Origin of the sequence: Stenotrophomonas sp. CC22-02, assembly GCF_004365115.1 — a bacterium.
GTDB lineage: Bacteria > Pseudomonadota > Gammaproteobacteria > Xanthomonadales > Xanthomonadaceae > Stenotrophomonas > Stenotrophomonas forensis.
The window spans coordinates 3,289,204-3,306,087 of record NZ_SOCO01000001.1 but is presented as its reverse complement, the minus strand read 5'-3'; the positions used below and the strand labels follow the sequence as shown (position 1 = coordinate 3,306,087).

Annotated in this window: 13 protein-coding genes; 8 read left to right on the top strand and 5 right to left on the bottom strand. The window is 67.1% G+C overall.

Features of this window, described 5'->3' with window-relative positions:
* Positions 1 to 179: 179 nt before the first annotated feature.
* The 3 genes from N440_RS15090 to N440_RS15080 are packed head-to-tail and all read left to right on the top strand — an operon-like array spanning position 180 to position 3,950.
* Positions 180 to 1,997 carry an ATP-binding protein gene (locus N440_RS15090; RefSeq protein WP_133935585.1) on the top strand — a complete coding sequence of 606 codons (1,818 nt, stop codon included), beginning with the start codon at positions 180 to 182 and terminating at the stop codon, positions 1,995 to 1,997.
* On the top strand, positions 1,994 to 2,434 hold the full coding sequence (locus N440_RS15085; protein ID WP_005411057.1) for a response regulator: 441 nt from the start codon (positions 1,994 to 1,996) through the stop codon (positions 2,432 to 2,434). Before N440_RS15090 ends, N440_RS15085 begins: the two co-directional genes overlap by 4 nt.
* Before the next feature lie 4 nt (positions 2,435 to 2,438).
* Positions 2,439 to 3,950 carry an ATP-binding protein gene (locus N440_RS15080; RefSeq protein ID WP_133935584.1) on the top strand — a complete coding sequence of 504 codons (1,512 nt, stop codon included), beginning with the start codon at positions 2,439 to 2,441 and terminating at the stop codon, positions 3,948 to 3,950.
* A 75-nt stretch (positions 3,951 to 4,025) separates the two neighbouring features.
* Here N440_RS15080 and N440_RS15075 read toward each other — a convergent pair whose 3' ends face one another.
* On the bottom strand, positions 4,026 to 4,769 hold the full coding sequence (locus N440_RS15075; RefSeq protein WP_133935583.1) for a 20S proteasome subunit A/B: 744 nt from the start codon (positions 4,767 to 4,769) through the stop codon (positions 4,026 to 4,028).
* Positions 4,770 to 4,859: 90 nt separating this feature from the next.
* Here N440_RS15075 and folK point away from each other — a divergent pair, with 90 nt between their 5' ends.
* Positions 4,860 to 5,345, top strand: coding sequence for a 2-amino-4-hydroxy-6-hydroxymethyldihydropteridine diphosphokinase (gene folK / locus N440_RS15070; protein ID WP_133935582.1), 486 nt, complete (start codon positions 4,860 to 4,862; stop codon positions 5,343 to 5,345).
* A gap of 60 nt (positions 5,346 to 5,405) precedes the next feature.
* Here folK and N440_RS15065 read toward each other — a convergent pair whose 3' ends face one another.
* Entirely contained in the window at positions 5,406 to 6,143 is a 738-nt protein-coding gene (locus N440_RS15065; protein ID WP_133935581.1) for a pteridine reductase, read from the bottom strand.
* Positions 6,144 to 6,202: 59 nt separating this feature from the next.
* Here N440_RS15065 and N440_RS15060 point away from each other — a divergent pair, with 59 nt between their 5' ends.
* Positions 6,203 to 7,387, top strand: coding sequence for an SAM-dependent methyltransferase (locus N440_RS15060; protein ID WP_133935580.1), 1,185 nt, complete (start codon positions 6,203 to 6,205; stop codon positions 7,385 to 7,387).
* On the top strand, positions 7,384 to 7,776 hold the full coding sequence (locus tag N440_RS15055) for a membrane protein (protein WP_008265663.1): 393 nt from the start codon (positions 7,384 to 7,386) through the stop codon (positions 7,774 to 7,776). The genes N440_RS15060 and N440_RS15055 overlap by 4 nt, the downstream gene beginning before the upstream one ends.
* A gap of 44 nt (positions 7,777 to 7,820) precedes the next feature.
* On the opposite strand, the gene N440_RS15050 is transcribed toward N440_RS15055, so the two are convergent.
* The 3 genes from N440_RS15050 to N440_RS15040 form a co-directional block, all read right to left on the bottom strand.
* Positions 7,821 to 10,178: a family 20 glycosylhydrolase gene (locus N440_RS15050; protein WP_133935579.1), complete on the bottom strand. Its 2,358-nt coding sequence runs from the start codon at positions 10,176 to 10,178 to the stop codon at positions 7,821 to 7,823.
* Between the two features lie 111 nt (positions 10,179 to 10,289).
* Positions 10,290 to 12,953, bottom strand: coding sequence for a TonB-dependent receptor (locus N440_RS15045; protein ID WP_133935578.1), 2,664 nt, complete (start codon positions 12,951 to 12,953; stop codon positions 10,290 to 10,292).
* Between the two features lie 143 nt (positions 12,954 to 13,096).
* On the bottom strand, positions 13,097 to 14,113 hold the full coding sequence (locus N440_RS15040; protein ID WP_133935577.1) for a glucokinase family protein: 1,017 nt from the start codon (positions 14,111 to 14,113) through the stop codon (positions 13,097 to 13,099).
* A gap of 376 nt (positions 14,114 to 14,489) precedes the next feature.
* On the opposite strand from N440_RS15040, the gene N440_RS15035 reads away from it, so the two are divergent.
* Both N440_RS15035 and N440_RS15030 read left to right on the top strand, forming a co-directional pair.
* Positions 14,490 to 15,776: a sugar MFS transporter gene (locus N440_RS15035; protein ID WP_049458851.1), complete on the top strand. Its 1,287-nt coding sequence runs from the start codon at positions 14,490 to 14,492 to the stop codon at positions 15,774 to 15,776.
* A gap of 39 nt (positions 15,777 to 15,815) precedes the next feature.
* Positions 15,816 to 16,883 (top strand): LacI family DNA-binding transcriptional regulator, encoded by a 1,068-nt coding sequence (locus N440_RS15030; RefSeq protein WP_006391719.1) that lies wholly within the window; start codon positions 15,816 to 15,818, stop codon positions 16,881 to 16,883.
* Position 16,884 lies beyond the last annotated feature (1 nt).

Here is a 16,884-nt window from a genome sequence, read left to right as displayed (position 1 = left end):
GGCGCCCAGCGGTTCCCTTGGAGCCGGGCCCTGCTCGGCTCCACCAAGGGGACGCCCCAAACCCGTTCAGCCAGCCGCGCCCTGAATCCCAGAGTTGTGACCGCCTGCGCTATATTGCCGGTTCCGCCGCAGCCGGGCTGGTCCCGGCAGGTGCTCCGCGGCCGTGCTGACGAGGAACTATGGCGCTGGTTTTCAGTGACGACATCTGGGACCGCTGGCGTTTGCCGGCCTTGGCGCTGGCGGCCGTCGCGATCATCGTGGTGCCATGGCTGACGCTGCGCAAGCTGCAGCAGGACAGCGAGCAGGCGATGGCCTGGGTCAACCACACCCAGGCCGTGGGCGTGGCCCTGCAACAGTTGCAGGCGGACGTACGTGATGTCGAATCGGCCGCGTTGACCCTGTCCAAGGGCGTGGATGCGCCCGGCCTGCGCGAGCGCATGGCGCGCGCGAACGAAATTCCGGGGCGCCTGGCCGAGCTGGGCCGGATGACCCGCGACAATCCCGACCAGCTGATCCGCATCGGCCGTATCGAATCGATGCTGGAAGGCCGGATGGCGCTCGCCCGCGAGCTGGCCAGATCAGAGCCCAACAGCGATCAGCGCGAGCTGGTGCAGGACTTGAGCACGCGCTACCCCATTCGCGGGCTGGTTGAAGAGCTGCAGGCCAGCGAGCAGAAGCTGCTGACACTGCGTGCAGAACAGGCGGCCCGGCAGCACAGGCAGACCGAGTTTGTGTCCTGGAGCTCGCTGGTAGTGCAGCTGGCCCTGCTGGGCCTGGTGCTGTGGCTGCTGCATCGCCAGATTGGCCGTCGCCTGCACGCCGAGCGGCAATCGCTGCGTTCGGCTGCGCGCGCGGCATCGGTGCTGCAGACCGTGCGCGAGCCGATCGTTCTGCTCGATCGCGAACTGCGCGTTCAGCTGCACAATCCCGCGTTCGCCGAGCTGTACGGACTGGAAGACGAGCGTGCCGACGGCCTGCTGCTGGAAACCGTCGGCGAAGGCGCCTGGCAGGACCCGGTGATGCGCCAGCGTCTGTCCGACGTGCTGCTGCGCGGCCGCGAACTGTGGGACTTCGAGCACGAGCAGCGCGCCGCCGACGGCATGGTGCGCTACATGCTGCTCAACGCACGGCGCATGCCGCTGCCGGATACCGATGACGAAGTGGTATTGATGACCGTCAGTGACGTGACCGTGCAGCGTGCCGTGCAGCTGCGCGTGGAAGAGCTGAACCGGCAGCTGGAAGGCAAGGTCGCGCAGGTGTCCGAGGTCAATCGCGAGCTGGAGGCCTTCAGCTACTCGGTCTCGCACGACCTGCGCGCGCCGCTGCGCCACGTCGCCGGATTCTCGGACAAACTGTCACGCCACCTGGGGGAGCAGGCCGATGACAAGAGCCGCCACTACCTGGAGGTGATCTCCAGTTCGGCACGTCGGATGGCAGCGCTGATCGACGACCTGTTGGTCTACTCGAGGCTGGGCCGTGCGGCGATGCGCCAGCAGGCCGTGGACATGCAGTCGCTGGTGGCCGATACCCGCGCCATGCTCGATTCCAACCTGCAGGCCGAGGCCGAAAGCAGCGGCCACGCGCATCAGGTGGAGTGGAGCATTGCACCGTTGCCGATCGTGGTGGGCGACGAGAACATGATCCGCCAGGTCTGGCTGAACCTGCTCGGCAACGCGGTGAAGTATTCAGGTAACCGCGAGCCGGCAAAGATCCGCGTGGACTACCAGCAGCAGCCCGATGGCGGCCATCAGTTCACGGTCAGCGACAATGGTGCAGGCTTCGACATGGCCTATGCCGGCAAGCTGTTCGGTGTGTTCCAGCGCCTGCACAAGGCCAGTGACTACCCCGGAACCGGCATCGGCCTGGCCAGCGTGCGCCGCGTGCTGACCCGCCATGGCGGCCGGATCTGGGCCGAGGCCGAACCGGACGTCGGCGCCACCTTCCACTTCTACCTGCCTCCCGCGATCGACGCGGACAAACAAGGTCCTTCTGCATGACGACTCTGCGCACCATTCTTCTCGCCGAAGACAGCCCGGCCGACGCCGAGATGGCGATCGATGCCCTGGAAGAGGCGCGTCTGGCCAACCCCATCGTGCACGTCGAGGATGGCGTGGAAGTGATGGACTACCTGCTGCGCCGCGGCGCCTTCGCCAACCGCGAGGAAGGCCTGCCGGCGGTGCTGCTGCTGGACATCAAGATGCCGCGCATGGATGGCCTGGAAGTACTGCGGCAGATCCGCGAGCACGAAGAACTCAAGCGCCTGCCGGTGGTGATCCTGTCGTCCTCGCGCGAGGAAAGCGACCTGGCCCGCAGCTGGGACATGGGCGTGAACGCTTACGTGGTCAAGCCGGTGGATGTGGACCAGTTCTTCGGCGCCGTGCAGACGCTGGGCAAGTTCTGGGCGTTGATCAACCAGGCACCGGAACTCGAGTGAACCCATGCCCCTGACCGGTCCTGCCCTGGGGGCGCTGCGCATCCTGCTGGTGGAGGACTCACCGGAAGATGCCGAGCTGATGTCCGAACAGATGCTCGAGGCGGGGCTGGACGCCCGCTTCGAGCGTGTCGAGAGCGAGGCCGAACTACGCCAGGCGCTGGCCGCGTTCCAGCCGGACATCGTGCTGTCCGACCTGAGCATGCCCGGCTTCTCCGGTGACGATGCGCTGCGCATCGTGCGCGAGACCTCGCCGGAAGTGCCCTTCATCTTCGTCTCCGGCACCATGGGTGAAGAGAACGCGGTGGCGGCGCTGCAGAAGGGCGCCAACGACTACATCATCAAGCACCAGCCGGCGCGCCTGCCGTCGGCGGTGGCGCGTTCGATCCGCGATGCGCGCAGTGCGATCGAACGCGCACGCGTGGAAACCGAGCTGATGCGTGCGCAGCGGCTGGAAAGCCTGTCGCTGCTTGCCGCCGGCCTCAGCCATGACCTGCGCAACATCCTGCAGCCGCTGCTGATCATGCCGGACCTGCTGAAGGCGCGCACCGAAGATCCGCAGCTGCACCACCTGGCCGATGTCATCGCCGAGTGCGGCCGGCGCGGCCATGAGATGGCCGAGTCGATGCTGTCGTTCGTGCGCGGCTCGCGCAAGCCAAGCGAACGCATCGAGATCGACGGCCTGTTCGATGCGGTTGCGCTGCTGTTGCGCAGCAACGTGCCGGACGCCGTGAGGCTGGAACTGCAGGTGCAGGACGAAGGCCTGGTGGTCGACGCCAACTACACCGAGCTGCAGCAGGTCATGTTGAACCTGGCGCTGAACGCGATCCAGGCCATGCCCAATGGCGGTCGCCTGAGCCTCATTGCCAGCCATGCCGGCCAGCGCGATGGCGTGGACTGGATGCACATCCGGGTGGCCGACGAAGGCATCGGCATGGATGCGGACACGTTGTCGCACCTGTTCAACCCGTTCTTCACCACCAAGGCTGATGGCACCGGCCTGGGCCTGATGTCCTGCAAGCGCATCGTCGAAGGCGCCGGCGGCAGCATCCATGTCAGCAGCCAGCCGGGGCAGGGCACCTGCTTCGAACTGCGCCTGCCGATGCATGAAGCCAGCGACGGCAGCGAGCCGATCGAGCAGCTGGCGGCGCTGGGTAGCGGGCAGTCGATCCTGGTGGTCGATGGCGAGGCGACGCGGCTTTCGCTGCTTGGCAATGCGCTGTCCAGCCAGGGCTATCAGCTGCAGCTGGCCTCCGACGGCCCGGCCGCGCTGCGCTGGATGCAGCAGGAGGCAATGCCGGCACTGGTGATCGCCGATGCCGGTTCCAAGCTGCTGCCGGCCAGCCAGCTGCTGGGCGAGATGGCTGCGCTGGGCTACCGTGGCCCGGCACTGGTGCTGGAGGACACGACGGCAGCGGTCGCGCCCGATGCGTTCCCGCCCGGTGTGGAGGTGCATGTGCTGCGCAAGCCGCTGCAGATGCAGCAGGTATTCCGCGCGGTGGCCGAAGCGCTGGGCTGATGCCTGGGTAGTGCCGGCCGCTGGCCGGCATCGGCGTGCGGTGGGATCACTGCGGTTGCCGGCCAGCGGCCGGCACTACCGTTCGGTGGTTTCCCACGGGAACCGCGGCAGGCTGTCCACCGCCTGTTCCAGCCGTCGCGACCAGTTCTGGTGGATGTCGGCATACAGCGCGGAGTCCGCGCCCAGCCGCAGCTGCTGGCCGATGCGCAGTTCGCCGTCGCGCAGCAGCGCCAGATCGATCGGCAGGCCCACGGACAGGTTGGAACGGATGGTCGAATCGAGCGAGACGATCGCCGTGCGCGCCGCGTCTTCAAGGCGCGTGGCCGGGCTGAGGATGCGGTCGAGGATCGGCTTGCCGTACTTGGATTCGCCGATCTGCAGGTAGGGCGTCTCCGGCGAGGCGGCAATGGCATTGCCCAGCGGATAGATCATGTACAGCCCCGGCCGCTCGCCAGCGATCTGGCCGCCGAAGATCAGCGTGGCCTGGGTGTTGACCCCGTCATGGCCGTGCTCGCTGTGGACGCTGTGCACCTGGCTGTCGACCAGCAGCTGGCCGACGTACTCGGCGGCCTCGAACAGATGGGCCATGTCGCGCAGGTTGGGCGCGCGCCGTTCGGCGGCATCGCGCCCCAGGCGTGACACCAGCAGCTGGGTAGTGGCCAGGTTGCCCGCCGCCATCAGCACGTAGGCCGCCTGGCCGGGATACTCGAACACGTGCAGCTTGCGGTGCACGCGCACATCGTCCAGCGAGGCATTGGTCCGGGTATCGGCGGCGAAGACCAGGCCCTCGTCGACCTCGATTCCAACGCAATAGGTCATGTTGGTGCCCTATCATGTGCGTCCCGGATTGTAGGCAGGCCGCCGTGACGACGGCATGTCCACGCCCCCCAGCACTGTCACCTGAACCGCATGACCACCGTGCTCCTGAGCCTGGGCAGCAACGTCGAGCCCCGCCGCTACCTCCACGCCGCGGTGACGGCCCTGCGCGAGCGCTTTGGCGCGCTGCAGGTGTCGCCCGCTTACCGTACCGCCGCGGTCGGCTTCGATGGCCCCGCCTTCCTCAACAACGCGGTGGCGATCGAGACCGACCTGCTGCTGCAGGAGCTGGATGACTGGCTGCATGCGCTGGAAGACGCGCACGGCCGTGACCGCAGCGGGCCGCGCTTCTCCGACCGGACCCTGGATATCGACGTGGTGTTCTACGGCGACCTGGTGGTGGAAGGCCCGGGCCACCTGCGCATTCCGCGCCCGGAACTGAAGCATGCCTTCGTGCTGAAGCCGCTGGCCGACATCGCGCCGGATTTCATCGATCCGGTCAGCGGGCAGGATCTGGCCACGCTGTGGCGCGCGCACCCGCAGTTTGGCGAGGCGTTCGAGGTCGTTGACCTCGGATGACGGAGGTTGCCGGCCCCTGGCCGGCACTGCCGGTAGTGCCGGCCGCTGGCCGGCAACATTTCAGCTGACCGTACGCCCACCGTCCACGCGCAGGGTATGGCCGGTGACGAAGCTGGCCTCGGCCACCAGCCAGTACACCGCCTCGGCGATCTCCTCGACCGTGCCGATCCGTGCCAGCGGCGTGCGCGCCAGCAGCGCCTCGCGGGCGAAGTCATCCTTGCCCTGCTCCGGCCACAGGATCGCGCCGGGCGCCACCGCATTGACCCGCACCTTCGGCGCCAGCTCCAGCGCCAGCGAACGGGTGGCCATCTCCAGCGCGGCCTTGGCCATGGTGTAGGCGATGTGGTCACGCATCGGGTCAGTACCATGCAGGTCGGTCAGGTTGACGATGCAGCCCTGCTGGCGGCGCAGGTAGGGCGCCGCCGCCTGCGACAGCAGCAGCGGCGCGCGCGCGTTGACCGCATACAATTCGTCCATCGCCTCGGCAGTGACCTGGCCGAGCGGCGTGGGGAAGAAGTTGGAGGCGTTGTTGACCAGCGCGTCCAGGCGGCCGAAGTGGGTGACGGCCTGTTCCACCAGGTCGGGCAGGGCGTCGGCGTCCCGCACGTCGGCCTGCAGGGCCAGCACGCTGCCCGGGCGTACGTTGTCGAAATCGAACGCGGCCTGCTGCAGTTCGGCGCTGGACGTGTTGGCGTGCAGCACCACCGACCAGCCACAGGCGTGGAACTGGCGCGCGATGGCCGCACCGATCCGGCGCGCGCTGCCGGTGATCAGGACCACGGGGTGGGTGTCGCTCATCGAGGGTCCTCCAAGGCTCGGCTATCCTGTGCACCATTGTCACCGCATTCGAAGACGCCATGCAGCCCACCTTCCCCCTGCCCGAAGCCGATGCCCTGGCCCACAGCGACCAGCTGGCCGCCGCCCTGCGCGCCGAAATCCTTGCGCAGGGCGGGGCGATGCCGTTCTCCCGCTTCATGGAGCTGTGCCTGTACGCCCCCGGCTGGGGCTATTACAGCGCCGGTGCCAGCAAGTTCGGTGGCAGCGGCGACTTCACCACCGCGCCCGAGCTCGGCAGCCTGTTTGCCGGCAGCGTGGCCAACGCCCTGGCGCCGGTCTTCGCCCAGCTGGGCGCGCAGGCGCGGATGCTGGAACTGGGCGGCGGTACCGGCGCCTTTGCCGAGGCCGTGCTGCTGCGCCTGGCGGAGCTGGACGCGCTGCCGTCGCGCTACGCCATCCTTGAACCCAGTGCCGACCTGCGCGAGCGCCAGCAGCAGCGCCTGCAGCAGAACCTGCCGGCCGAACTGGCGGCGCGCGTGGACTGGGTCGATCGTCCGTTCGAAGAGGACTGGGAGGGCGTGGTGTTCGCCAACGAGGTGATCGACGCACTGCCGACGCCGCGCTTCCTGATCCGCGACGGCGAGGTCTATGAGGAAACCGTCGAGCTGGATGGAGACGGCCATTTCATCCGCGGCGCGCAGCCGGCCGACATCCTGCTCAACGGGGCGGTGCGCCATATCGAGCGCTATCTGGAGAAGCCCTTCGCCGAGGGCTACCGTTCCGAAGTGCTGCCGCAGCTGCCGTACTGGTTGCAGGCGGTGGCCGGTGGCCTGCAGCGCGGTGCGATGTTGTTCGTCGACTATGGCTACAACCGTGGCGAGTTCTACCAGCACGACCGCGACGATGGCACCGTGCGAGCGTTCTACCGCCACCACGTGCACAACGACGTGCATCGCTGGCCGGGCCTGCAGGACATCACCGCCTCGGTGGACTTCACCGCGATGGCCGAAGCGGGCCTGCACGGTGGCTTCGAACTGGCCGGCTACTGCAGCCAGGCCAGCTTCCTCCTCGGCAACGGCCTGGACCAGGTATTGCTGCTGGCCGAGGAGCGCACCGATGAAGTCGGCCGCATCCAGTTGCGCGACCAGGTGAAGAAGCTGACCCTGCCGACCGAAATGGGCGAGCGCTTCCAGGCGATCGGCCTGCAGCGTGGCGTCGATTTCGAGCCGGCGTTTGGATTGGGCGACCTGAGCTGGCGGCTGTGAGTGATGCACGCCCGCTGATCAAGCCGCTGCGGCGGCCGCGGCTGTGGACCGTGCTGTGGGCGCTGGCGGTACTGCTGGTGATCGTGGTGTGCCTGATTCCGCCGCCGCCGATTCCGCTGCCCGAGAACGGTGACAAGGGCGAGCACTTCCTCGCCTATTTCATCCTGGCCGGCAGCGCGGTGCAGCTGTTCCGTCGGGGCCGCCCGCTGCTGTGGGTGGGCGTAGGACTGGTGCTGATGGGCATCGGCATCGAGTTCGCGCAGGGCGCGCTGACCAGCAACCGCACGGCCGATCCGATGGATGCGCTGGCCAACACGATCGGCGTGCTGGCCGGCATGGCCACCGCATTGACGCCGCTGCGCGACCTGCTGCTGCGCTGGCGGGGCTGAGGGCGTGCCAACCAAGGTTGGCACCCACCAGGACAGACCTGCCCTCATTTCCCCAGCGTCACCTCATCCAGCACCCACATCGCCGGGCGCGTGTCGCCGGTGAAGTTGATGCACAGGTCGCCGTTGCCCTGGGTACCCTTCGGCAGCGTTGCACGCAGGGTCACGAAGCCATCCGCATCCGGCTGGGCCGGCAATGCAACTTCAGCCAGCACCTTGCCGTTGCAGTCGCCTCGATGCACCTGCATCTCGCCATGCGCACGCCTGGCCCTCTCGAAGCGGCGCTTGGGTTCGTCATGGGCCAGCTGGAAGTAGTACGGAATGCGGCCTGCGCGCACGTCCACGCTGCCGACGCCGTCCAGCTGCGCCTGCGGCCAGCGCCAGCAGGGCTGGAAGATGTCCACGTTGAACACCGCACGGGTTCCTTCGCGCGGGCCATCGTCTTCCAGGCGCAGCACCAGGCCCTTCTTGCCCACGCAGCTGAGCAGCTCATCGCTGCGGCGGGTGAGCAACGATTGCGCAGTGAACGCGGCGACGGTCGGCTTCGCGGCCAGCATCTGGCCCTGGTAGAACGCGGCGGCCTGCACGGTGGCGGGCAGCGTCGCGGTCAGCGGCTGCTGGTACAGCGGCGACTGCGCGCTGACCGGCTGGCCATCGATGCTGTAGCGCACCTCATAGCCCAGCGGGTTGGCCAGCGACACGGTCACGGTGTTGGCGGTGCGGTTGTCGGTGTAATCCACGCCCACTTCGAACGGCGTCTGCGCATAGGCCAGGCCCCAGGCGCGGTAGCGCTGCAGCTGCGCCGGCAGGCGGGCGAGGAAGTCGCGGAAATCGCGATGTTCCGGCGTGCTCCAGCCGGTCTCGGCTACAGCGGCCAGGCGCGGGAACAGGTTGTGCTGCAGGCGTGCATAGCTGCGCGTGTGCTCGGTGAACATGTTGGCCTGCAGGCCAAGGATGTGCCCGCGCTTGTCGGCAGCCAGTTCGGCCGGCACCGGCTCGAAGTTGTACAGCTTGCCAAGGTTGACCTGGGCCGGGCGGCCCGGCGGCTCGTTCGGCGAGGCGGTCTGCAGGTAATCCAGGTACAGGTAGCCAACTGGCGACATGATCACGTCATGGCCGGCACTGGCTGCGGCCAGGCCGCCTTCGGTGCCCTGCCACGACATCACCGTGGCCTGCGGTGGCAGACCCCCTTCAAGGATCTCGTCCCAGCCGATCAGGCGCCGGTCGTGTTCCTCCAGGAACGTCTCCAGGCGCTTGATGATGTGGCTCTGCATGGCCATCTCGTTGTTGATGCCCAGCGCACGCATGCGCTGCTGCACCTGCCTGGAGGCTTCCCACTGGTCCTTGACCGCCTCGTCGCCGCCCACGTGCACGTACTTGGCCGGGAACAGCTCGATCACTTCTTCCAGCACGTTCTCCAGGAAGGTAACGGTGCTGTCTTCCACGTTGAACAGGTTCGGGAACACGCCCCACTCGCTGATCGGCTTCAGCGGGGTGCTGATCGAGCCCAGCTCCGGGTAGGCGGCAATCGCCGCGGTGGCATGGCCGGGCACGTCGATTTCCGGAATGACCTGGATATGCAGCGCGGCCGCATAGGCGATCACTTCGCGGATCTGCTCCTGCGTGTAGAAGCCACAGTACGGATGTTCCTGGCCACTGACCGGATCGATGCCGCCGTCACCGGCGGGCAGGCGGCAGCTGCCCACTTCGGTCAGCTTCGGGTAGCGCTTGATCTCCATGCGCCAGCCCTGGTCGTCGGTCAGGTGCCAGTGGAAGGTGTTGAGCTTGTGCGCGGCCATCGCATCGAGCACGCGCTTGATCTCGTCCAGGCTCTGGAAATGCCGCGCCGAGTCGAGCATGAAACCGCGCCAGCTGAAACGCGGCGCGTCCTGGATCTGCACCGCCGGCAGCACCCCGTTGCTGCCACCGGTGGCAAGCTGGGCAAGGGTGGTTGCGCCATAGAACAGGCCGCTCTCGTTGCCGGCCTGGATCACCACGCCCTGCGCGGTGCTGTCCAGCGTGTAACCCTCACCGCTGTCGCGGAAGGTGGGCACGATCTGGAAACGGATGCTGCCGGCCTTGCCTGCTGCCTTGCCCTTGGCCAGGGCCAGGCGCGGGCCACCACTGCGGGCCAGCAGGTCGGCGAACTGCGAGGCGACCCGCTGCGCGGCCTCGCCTTCGGCGTGCAGCACGGTATCGGCACGGACAGTGATGCCGCTGCCCTGGCCACGCTGCACGTTGGACGGCGCGGGAATCAGCATCAGGCTGCCGGCGCGCAGCTGCGGGCCGGGTGCTTCGGCGGCGGGCGTGGGATCGGCGGCGAGTGCCGGCATCGCCGGCAGCAGGGCGAGCAGGCTGCCCAGCAGCACTGCGCTGCGCATCCGGGCGCGGGAAGGCTTGACCATCGGAACGATTCCTTGGAACGGTGCGATGAACGCTATACATGAAAAACGCCGGGCCCGGAATGATCCAGGCCCGGCGTGCGTGCACGACTCGGCGATGTTGCCGCCGCTGGATCAGTACTTGAAGCGGAAGTTGAGGTAGTACTGGCGACCGTTGCTGTAGAACGAGGTCGGGATGGCCGCGGTCTGGTAGTACTTGTAGGTCGGGTTGTTGAGGTTCAGGCCATCCAGGCTGATGCTCAGCCAGTCGGTGGCCTTGTAGCTCACCGATGCCGACAGCGTGCCGAAGTCATCCTGGTAGTACGGGTTGGTGCCCGACAGGCTGATCAGGAACGAAGAACGGCGGGTGTAGCTGACCCGGGCGCCAAAGCGCTCGTTCTCGAAGTAGGCACCCACGTTGTAGGTGTTCTTCGAGGTGCCCAGCAGGTTGTGCGAGCCATCCGACCAGGTGTGCGAGGTCGTGCCATTGGCGTAGGTGTAGTTGGCATTGATGCCGAAGTACTCGCCGATCGGCTGTTCGTAGGCCACTTCCACGCCGGTGACCTTGCCGTCGGCATTGATCGGGGTGGAGATCTGGTAGGTCTCAAGCCGGTTGGTCAGTTCGCTGTACAGCTGGCGTGAGACCACGTCGAAGGCGATGTAGTCCTTCAGGTCCATGTGATAGGCGCCCACCGACAGCATGCCGCGCGGCATGAAGTACCACTCCAGGTTGGCATCCAGGTTGGTCGACAGGGTCGGCTTGAGGTTCGGGTTGCCACCGCCGCCGGTCCGGTTCAGGTCCGAACCGTACGAGGAGGCACCCAGCGCCGAGTAGTCCGGCAGGGTCTGCGTCTGCGAAGCGGCAACGCGCAGCACCAGCTTGTCGTCCAGGTCGAACTTGATGTTGGCGCTGGGCAGCACACGGTTGCGCTTGTTCTGGAAGGCCAGGCGCTCCCACATGCCGAACAGGCTGCTGACATCGGCGTCGGCGGCCTTGCTGACGGCGTTGTAGGTGTCGATGTCCTGCTTGATGTTGACGTAGCGCAGGCCGACGTTGCCGCTCCACCAGTCGCCGCGGAAGTTGGCCTGTACGTAGCCGGCGAAGTTCTTTTCCTTCACCTTCCACTCGGCGCCGTAATTGTGGCGACCGGTCGGGCCATCATTGCCGGCCAGCCAGGTGGAGTTGTTGGTCACCGCGTCCTTCAGCGCGCCCGGGGTGAAGTACCAGAGATTGCGCGGGAAGGTGCCGCCGATGTCACCGGCGAAACCACTCGGGTAATTGGCCGTTGCACCGTTCTTCAGCGCGCTCCAGATGTCACCCGGGGTTGCACCTTCCGGCGACAGCGCTTCGCGCTTGTGGTCGGCGAATCGCAGGCCGAAGTCGATCGAGCTCAGCACGCCGCCATCATTGAAGTACTGGTTGAAGTCGAGCGTGGCCCACTTCTCCTTGTCTTCTGCGGTGACCTGCTGGTTGCCCCAGGTGCCGAAGCTGGTCACGCCGTTGGGCGAGATATCGCCGCCGACGTTCCAGTCGATCGGCGAGCCATTGCCGTGCGTGGCCCAGCTGGCGCCGCCACCGTTGGCCAGAGTGACCTCGGCGATGTACTGGCGCGGCGTTTCGCCGGTGCCCTTGGTGCTGCCCGCCTGGAACTTGGCGGTCAGGCTGTCGCTGATCTGCCAGTCGGCATCGAAGGTGACATAGCTCGACTTGGCCTTCGACTCGCGGTAGATCATGTCGTACACCGCGTAGTCGGTGCCCGGCACGCCCTTGTAGGTGGCGTTGGTCAGCACGCCATCCTTGATCACATAGCCCGGATCCGGCGCCTGCGACTTGGCGAAGCTGTTGCCGAACATCATGAAGTTGCGGTTGTAGTTGTTCGCCTTCAGTTCGGAACTGAAACCGTTCAGGCCCAGGGTGAGGCTGTCGCTCGGCTTGAACTGCAGCGAGACCAGGCCACCCTTGCGCTCACGGGTCTGTTCGAACAGGGTCGAACCCAGCAGGCCCGGGACATTGACGCCGATCAGGTCGGGGTTGGTCTTGGCCACCGGATCACCGGCGCCGATCTTGAAGAAACCGCCCGGAATTTCCTGCGCTTCACGGCGCAGCTCGCGCTTCTGGCTGAAGCCCTGCACCATCACGCCGAAGGTGCCTTCGTCGTTCTTGTAGTTGAACAGTGCCGAATACTGCGGGTCGTTCGACTTGGCCTGGTCCGAACGCACCATGCCGATCGAGCCTTCAGCGGTGAACTGCTTGGAGAACTCCAGCGGCTTGCGGGTGATGATGTTGACGGTACCGGTGGTGCCGCCATCCTGCAGCTTGGCTTGCGAGGACTTGTTCACCTCCACCGAGCTGACCAGTTCCGACGGCAGCAGCGAGTAGCTGACGCTGCGGCCGACGTTGTTGCCCTGGCTGAGCACGAACCAGTCGGCTGAGCCGACGGTATGGCCGTTGATCAGGGTCTGGGTCAGGCTCGGGCTGGTGCCGCGCAGGCTGACACGGTCGGCTTCGTCGAAGCCGCCTTCGTCGGCGCTGGACGAGCTGATGTTGACGCCCGGCAGGCGCTGCAGGGTATCGGCGACGTTGTGCGCCGGCAGCTTGCCGACGTCTTCGGCGGTGACCACTTCCACGCGCGCATTGGCTTCGCGCTTGGTGTCCAGCGACTTTTCCATCGAGCCACGGATGCCCGTAACCGTCACGGTGTCCAGGTCGGTGGCGGTCGGGGCGGCCTGCTGCGCGTGCGCACTGAAGGCGATGCAGCTGACGATGGCGGCCGAAAGCAGGGTCTTGCGGGTGTTCATGATGTCTCTCCTCATCACTCGATTGGATGCCGGCGGCGGTGTTCGATTACGGTTGCGAAGACATGCGCGGGGTGGCGGCGAAGTCCCGTGCGTTGGCGTGCCACGTACTGCGTGCTGCGATTGCGTTGAAGCCTGTTGCGGTGTCAGGCGGCCGACTGCTGCAGGTACCAGCTGGCAGCGCCGACCACGCCCAGCTGGCCGTGCTCGACGACCTTCACCGGGATGCGTGCCAGTGCTTCGCCCATCGGCCCCTTCTGCAGGTAGCGTTCGACGAAGGTGCTGGCGTGCAGGTATTCGCGGATCTGCGGCAGGATGCCGCCGGCCAGGTAGACGCCACCATGGGCGCCGTAGAACAGCGCCATGTCGCCGATGGTGCTGCCGAGCAGGCCGCAGAACACATCCAGCGCCTGGCGTGCGTGCGCATCGGTATCGGCCATGGCGGCGGCAGTGACCGCATCCGGGCTGGCCAGGGTTGGTACCTGCCCCTGCAGCGCACATACCGCGCGGTACAGGTTCATCAGGCCCGGGCCGGAGATCGCATGCTCGATCGACACGTGCGCGCGGTCGCGCTGCATGTGGCGGACGATGGCCATTTCCAGTTCGGTGCTGGCGGCCAGGGTCGGCTGGCCGGCTTCCGTCGGCAGCACCACCGGGCCGTGTGCGGTGGGAATCCACAGCGCGGCGCCGAGGCCGGTGCCCGGGCCGACCACCAGGGTTGGGCCGCGCGCAGCGGTCTCTGGTCCGCACAGGTGCAGCACGCCGCTGGCGTCCACCTGCGCGGCGGCGTAGGCCACCGCTTCAAAGTCGTTGACGATGTACACCCGCTGCAGGCCGACGTCCGCTTCCACCTGGCGCGCCGACAGCGGCCACGGCAGGTTGGCGGTGATCACCGTGCCGTCCTCGCGGGCATAGCCGGCGCTGGCGACCACGCAGTGCGAGGGCCGCGGGCCTTCGCCGAGGAAGTCGGACAGGATCGCGCTGAGGCCGGCATGGTCGGCATTGCGATACTTGCGGTACTCCAGCACCTGCACCGGGTGGGCGGCATCACCGCTGGCCTGGACCCGGGCCACGCGCACATGGGTGCCACCAACGTCGGCGGCCAGGAACGAGGGCGCGACTCGGGACAGGACATGGGCCGGGGCGGGGTGGCTGGCGGTCACGCGGGCTCCTGCTGCAGGTGGGGCCGGCCCCGGGATCGAGGGCGGCGATTGGGGCGGAGTCTGTAACCCCGCTGACAACGATGTCAACGAGTTCGTGACACTTTCGTTGCTGCGCCGCAACGAATGCGACATGCAGTAAACGTTTACATGGCGTGAGCATGGGTTTCACGCGGGAACCTTTGCTGCACGGGGCTCAAGGGCTGCGGCGCATTCAGCTGGATGCGCCGGGATCGGCTTGCGCAGTGCAGCACGGGGTTCACGGGGTGACGCAGGGAAGTTGACAAACCGCCGTTGTCCATCGAAAGAATGTGACAACGTTGTTCCCAGCCACTCTCCGACGCCGCGTTCTGCGGCCGTCGCCGCAGGAGCCCTCCTGATGTCCGCCGTCCCCGCTGCAAGCGCGCGCCCGAACGTGGCCACCTCCATCGCCATCGTCGGCGTGCTGTTCTTCCTGATCGGCTTCTTCACCTGGCTCAACGGGCCACTGATCACCTTCGTCAAGCTCGCCTTCGAACTCAGCGAGGTCGGCGCCTTCCTGGTGCTGATGGTGTTCTACCTGTCCTACTTCTTCCTGGCCCTGCCGGCGTCGTGGATCCTGCGCCGCACCGGCATGAAGAAGGGCCTGAGCCTGAGCCTGCTGGTCATGGCCGGTGGTGCGGCGCTGTTCGGCGAATTCGCCACCCAACGCTGGTATCCGGGCGCGCTCGGCGGCCTGTTCGTGATCGGCAGCGGCCTGGCCCTGCTGCAGACCGCGATCAACCCCTACATCTCCATCCTCGGCCCGATCGAGACCGCGGCGCGGCGCATCGCGCTGATGGGCATCTGCAACAAGATCGCCGGCATGCTCGCCCCGGTGCTGATCGGTACCGTGGTGCTGCATGGCATCGGCGATCTTTCGGCGACGGTGGCCGCTGCCGATGAGGCGACCAAGGTGCAGCTGCTCAATGAGTTCGCTGCCAAGATCCACGCGCCGTACCTCGCCATGGCCGGCCTGCTGGTGCTGCTGGCGGTGGCCGTGCTGTTCTCGCCGTTGCCGGAAATCAAGTCGTCCGAAGCCAATGCCACGCCGGTGGCCGCCGGTGCCGCCGAGCGCCGCAGCATCTTCCAGTTCCCGCACCTGTGGCTGGGTGTGCTGTGCCTGTTCGTGTACGTGGGCGTGGAGGTGATGGCCGGCGATGCGATCGGCACCTATGGCCATGGCTTCGACCTGCCGCTGGACCAGACCAAGATGTTCACCTCGCTGACCCTGGGCGCGATGCTGGTCGGCTATGTGGTCGGCCTGCTGCTGATCCCGCGCGTGGTCTCGCAGTCGCGCTACCTGACCATTTCCGCCGTGCTGGGCGTGGTGTTCTGCCTGGGTGCCTGGGCTACCCACGGCTATGTCTCGGTGGCCTTCGTGGCACTGCTGGGCTTTGCCAACGCCATGATGTGGCCGGCGATCTTCCCGCTGGCGATCCGCGGCCTGGGCCGTTTCACCGAGACCGGTTCGGCGCTGCTGGTGATGGGCATTGCCGGCGGCGCGATCATTCCGCAGCTGTTCGCCGTGCTCAAGCAGCACATCGACTTCCAGCTGGTGTTCGTGCTGCTGATGGTGCCGTGCTACCTGTACATCCTGTTCTACTCGGTGGTCGGCCATCGCGCCGGCCTGCCGCAGGAGCGCTGATCGGCGATGATGGACGGCAGCCAACCCCAGGGAAAACCCATGCGCAGAGCGACCATCAAGGACGTTGCGGAGAAGGCCAAGGTCTCGCTGAAGACGGTCTCGCGGGTGATCAACAACGAGCCCTCGGTGATGCAGGCCACCCGTGCACGGGTGCTGCGTGCCATCGCCGAGCTCGACTACGAGCCCGACCCGTCCGCGCGCAACCTGCGCAGCGGCACCACCTTCGTGATCGGGCTGGTCTATGACAACCCGAACCCGTACCACATCATTGGCGTGCAGAACGGCGTGCTCGCTGCCTGCCGCGAGACCGGGTTTGGCCTGCAGATCCATCCCTGCGATTCCAGCTCGCCGCTGCTGGCCGATGAGCTGGCCGACTGGGTGCAGCGTTCGCGCCTGGCCGGGCTGGTGCTGACCGCACCGATGTCCGAGCGCCGCGACCTGATCCAGGCGCTGACCGCGCGTGGCATCAAGCTGGTGCGCATCATCGCCGCCACCGAGGATCCGGCCGATGGTGCCTGCGTGTTCGTCGACGACCGCGAGGCCGCCTACGAGATCACCGAACACCTGATCCAGCTGGGCCACCAGCGCATCGGCTTCCTCTGGGGCGGCATCTCGCACCGCTCCTCCGGTGAGCGCTATGCCGGTTACGAGGCTGCGCTGAAGGACTACGGCATGACCGTGGACAAGCACCTGGTGGTGCAGGGCGACTACACCTTCGACGATGGTTTCCGCGGTGCGCGCCGCCTGCTGGCGCTGCGCGAGCCGCCCACCGCCATCTTCGGCTCCAACGATGAAATCGCCGCCGGCGTGCTGGCCGCCGCCAAGTCGGCCGGCATGAACGTGCCCTATGACCTGTCCATCGCCGGTTTCGAGGACAGCCCGTTTTCGCGCCAGTCGTGGCCGCCACTGACCACCGCCAAGCAGGCCACCGAGGACATCGCCCGCCACGCTGCGCGCCTGCTGATCGCGCAGCTGCGTAGCGACGCCTACGACGATGCGCCGGCACCGCTGCACAACCAGGGCTTCGTGCCGCAACTGGTGGTGCGCGGTTCGACCGCGCCGATGCGCCCGGCCGGCGCACGCCCCCTTCCTTCCGATCCCGCCTGAG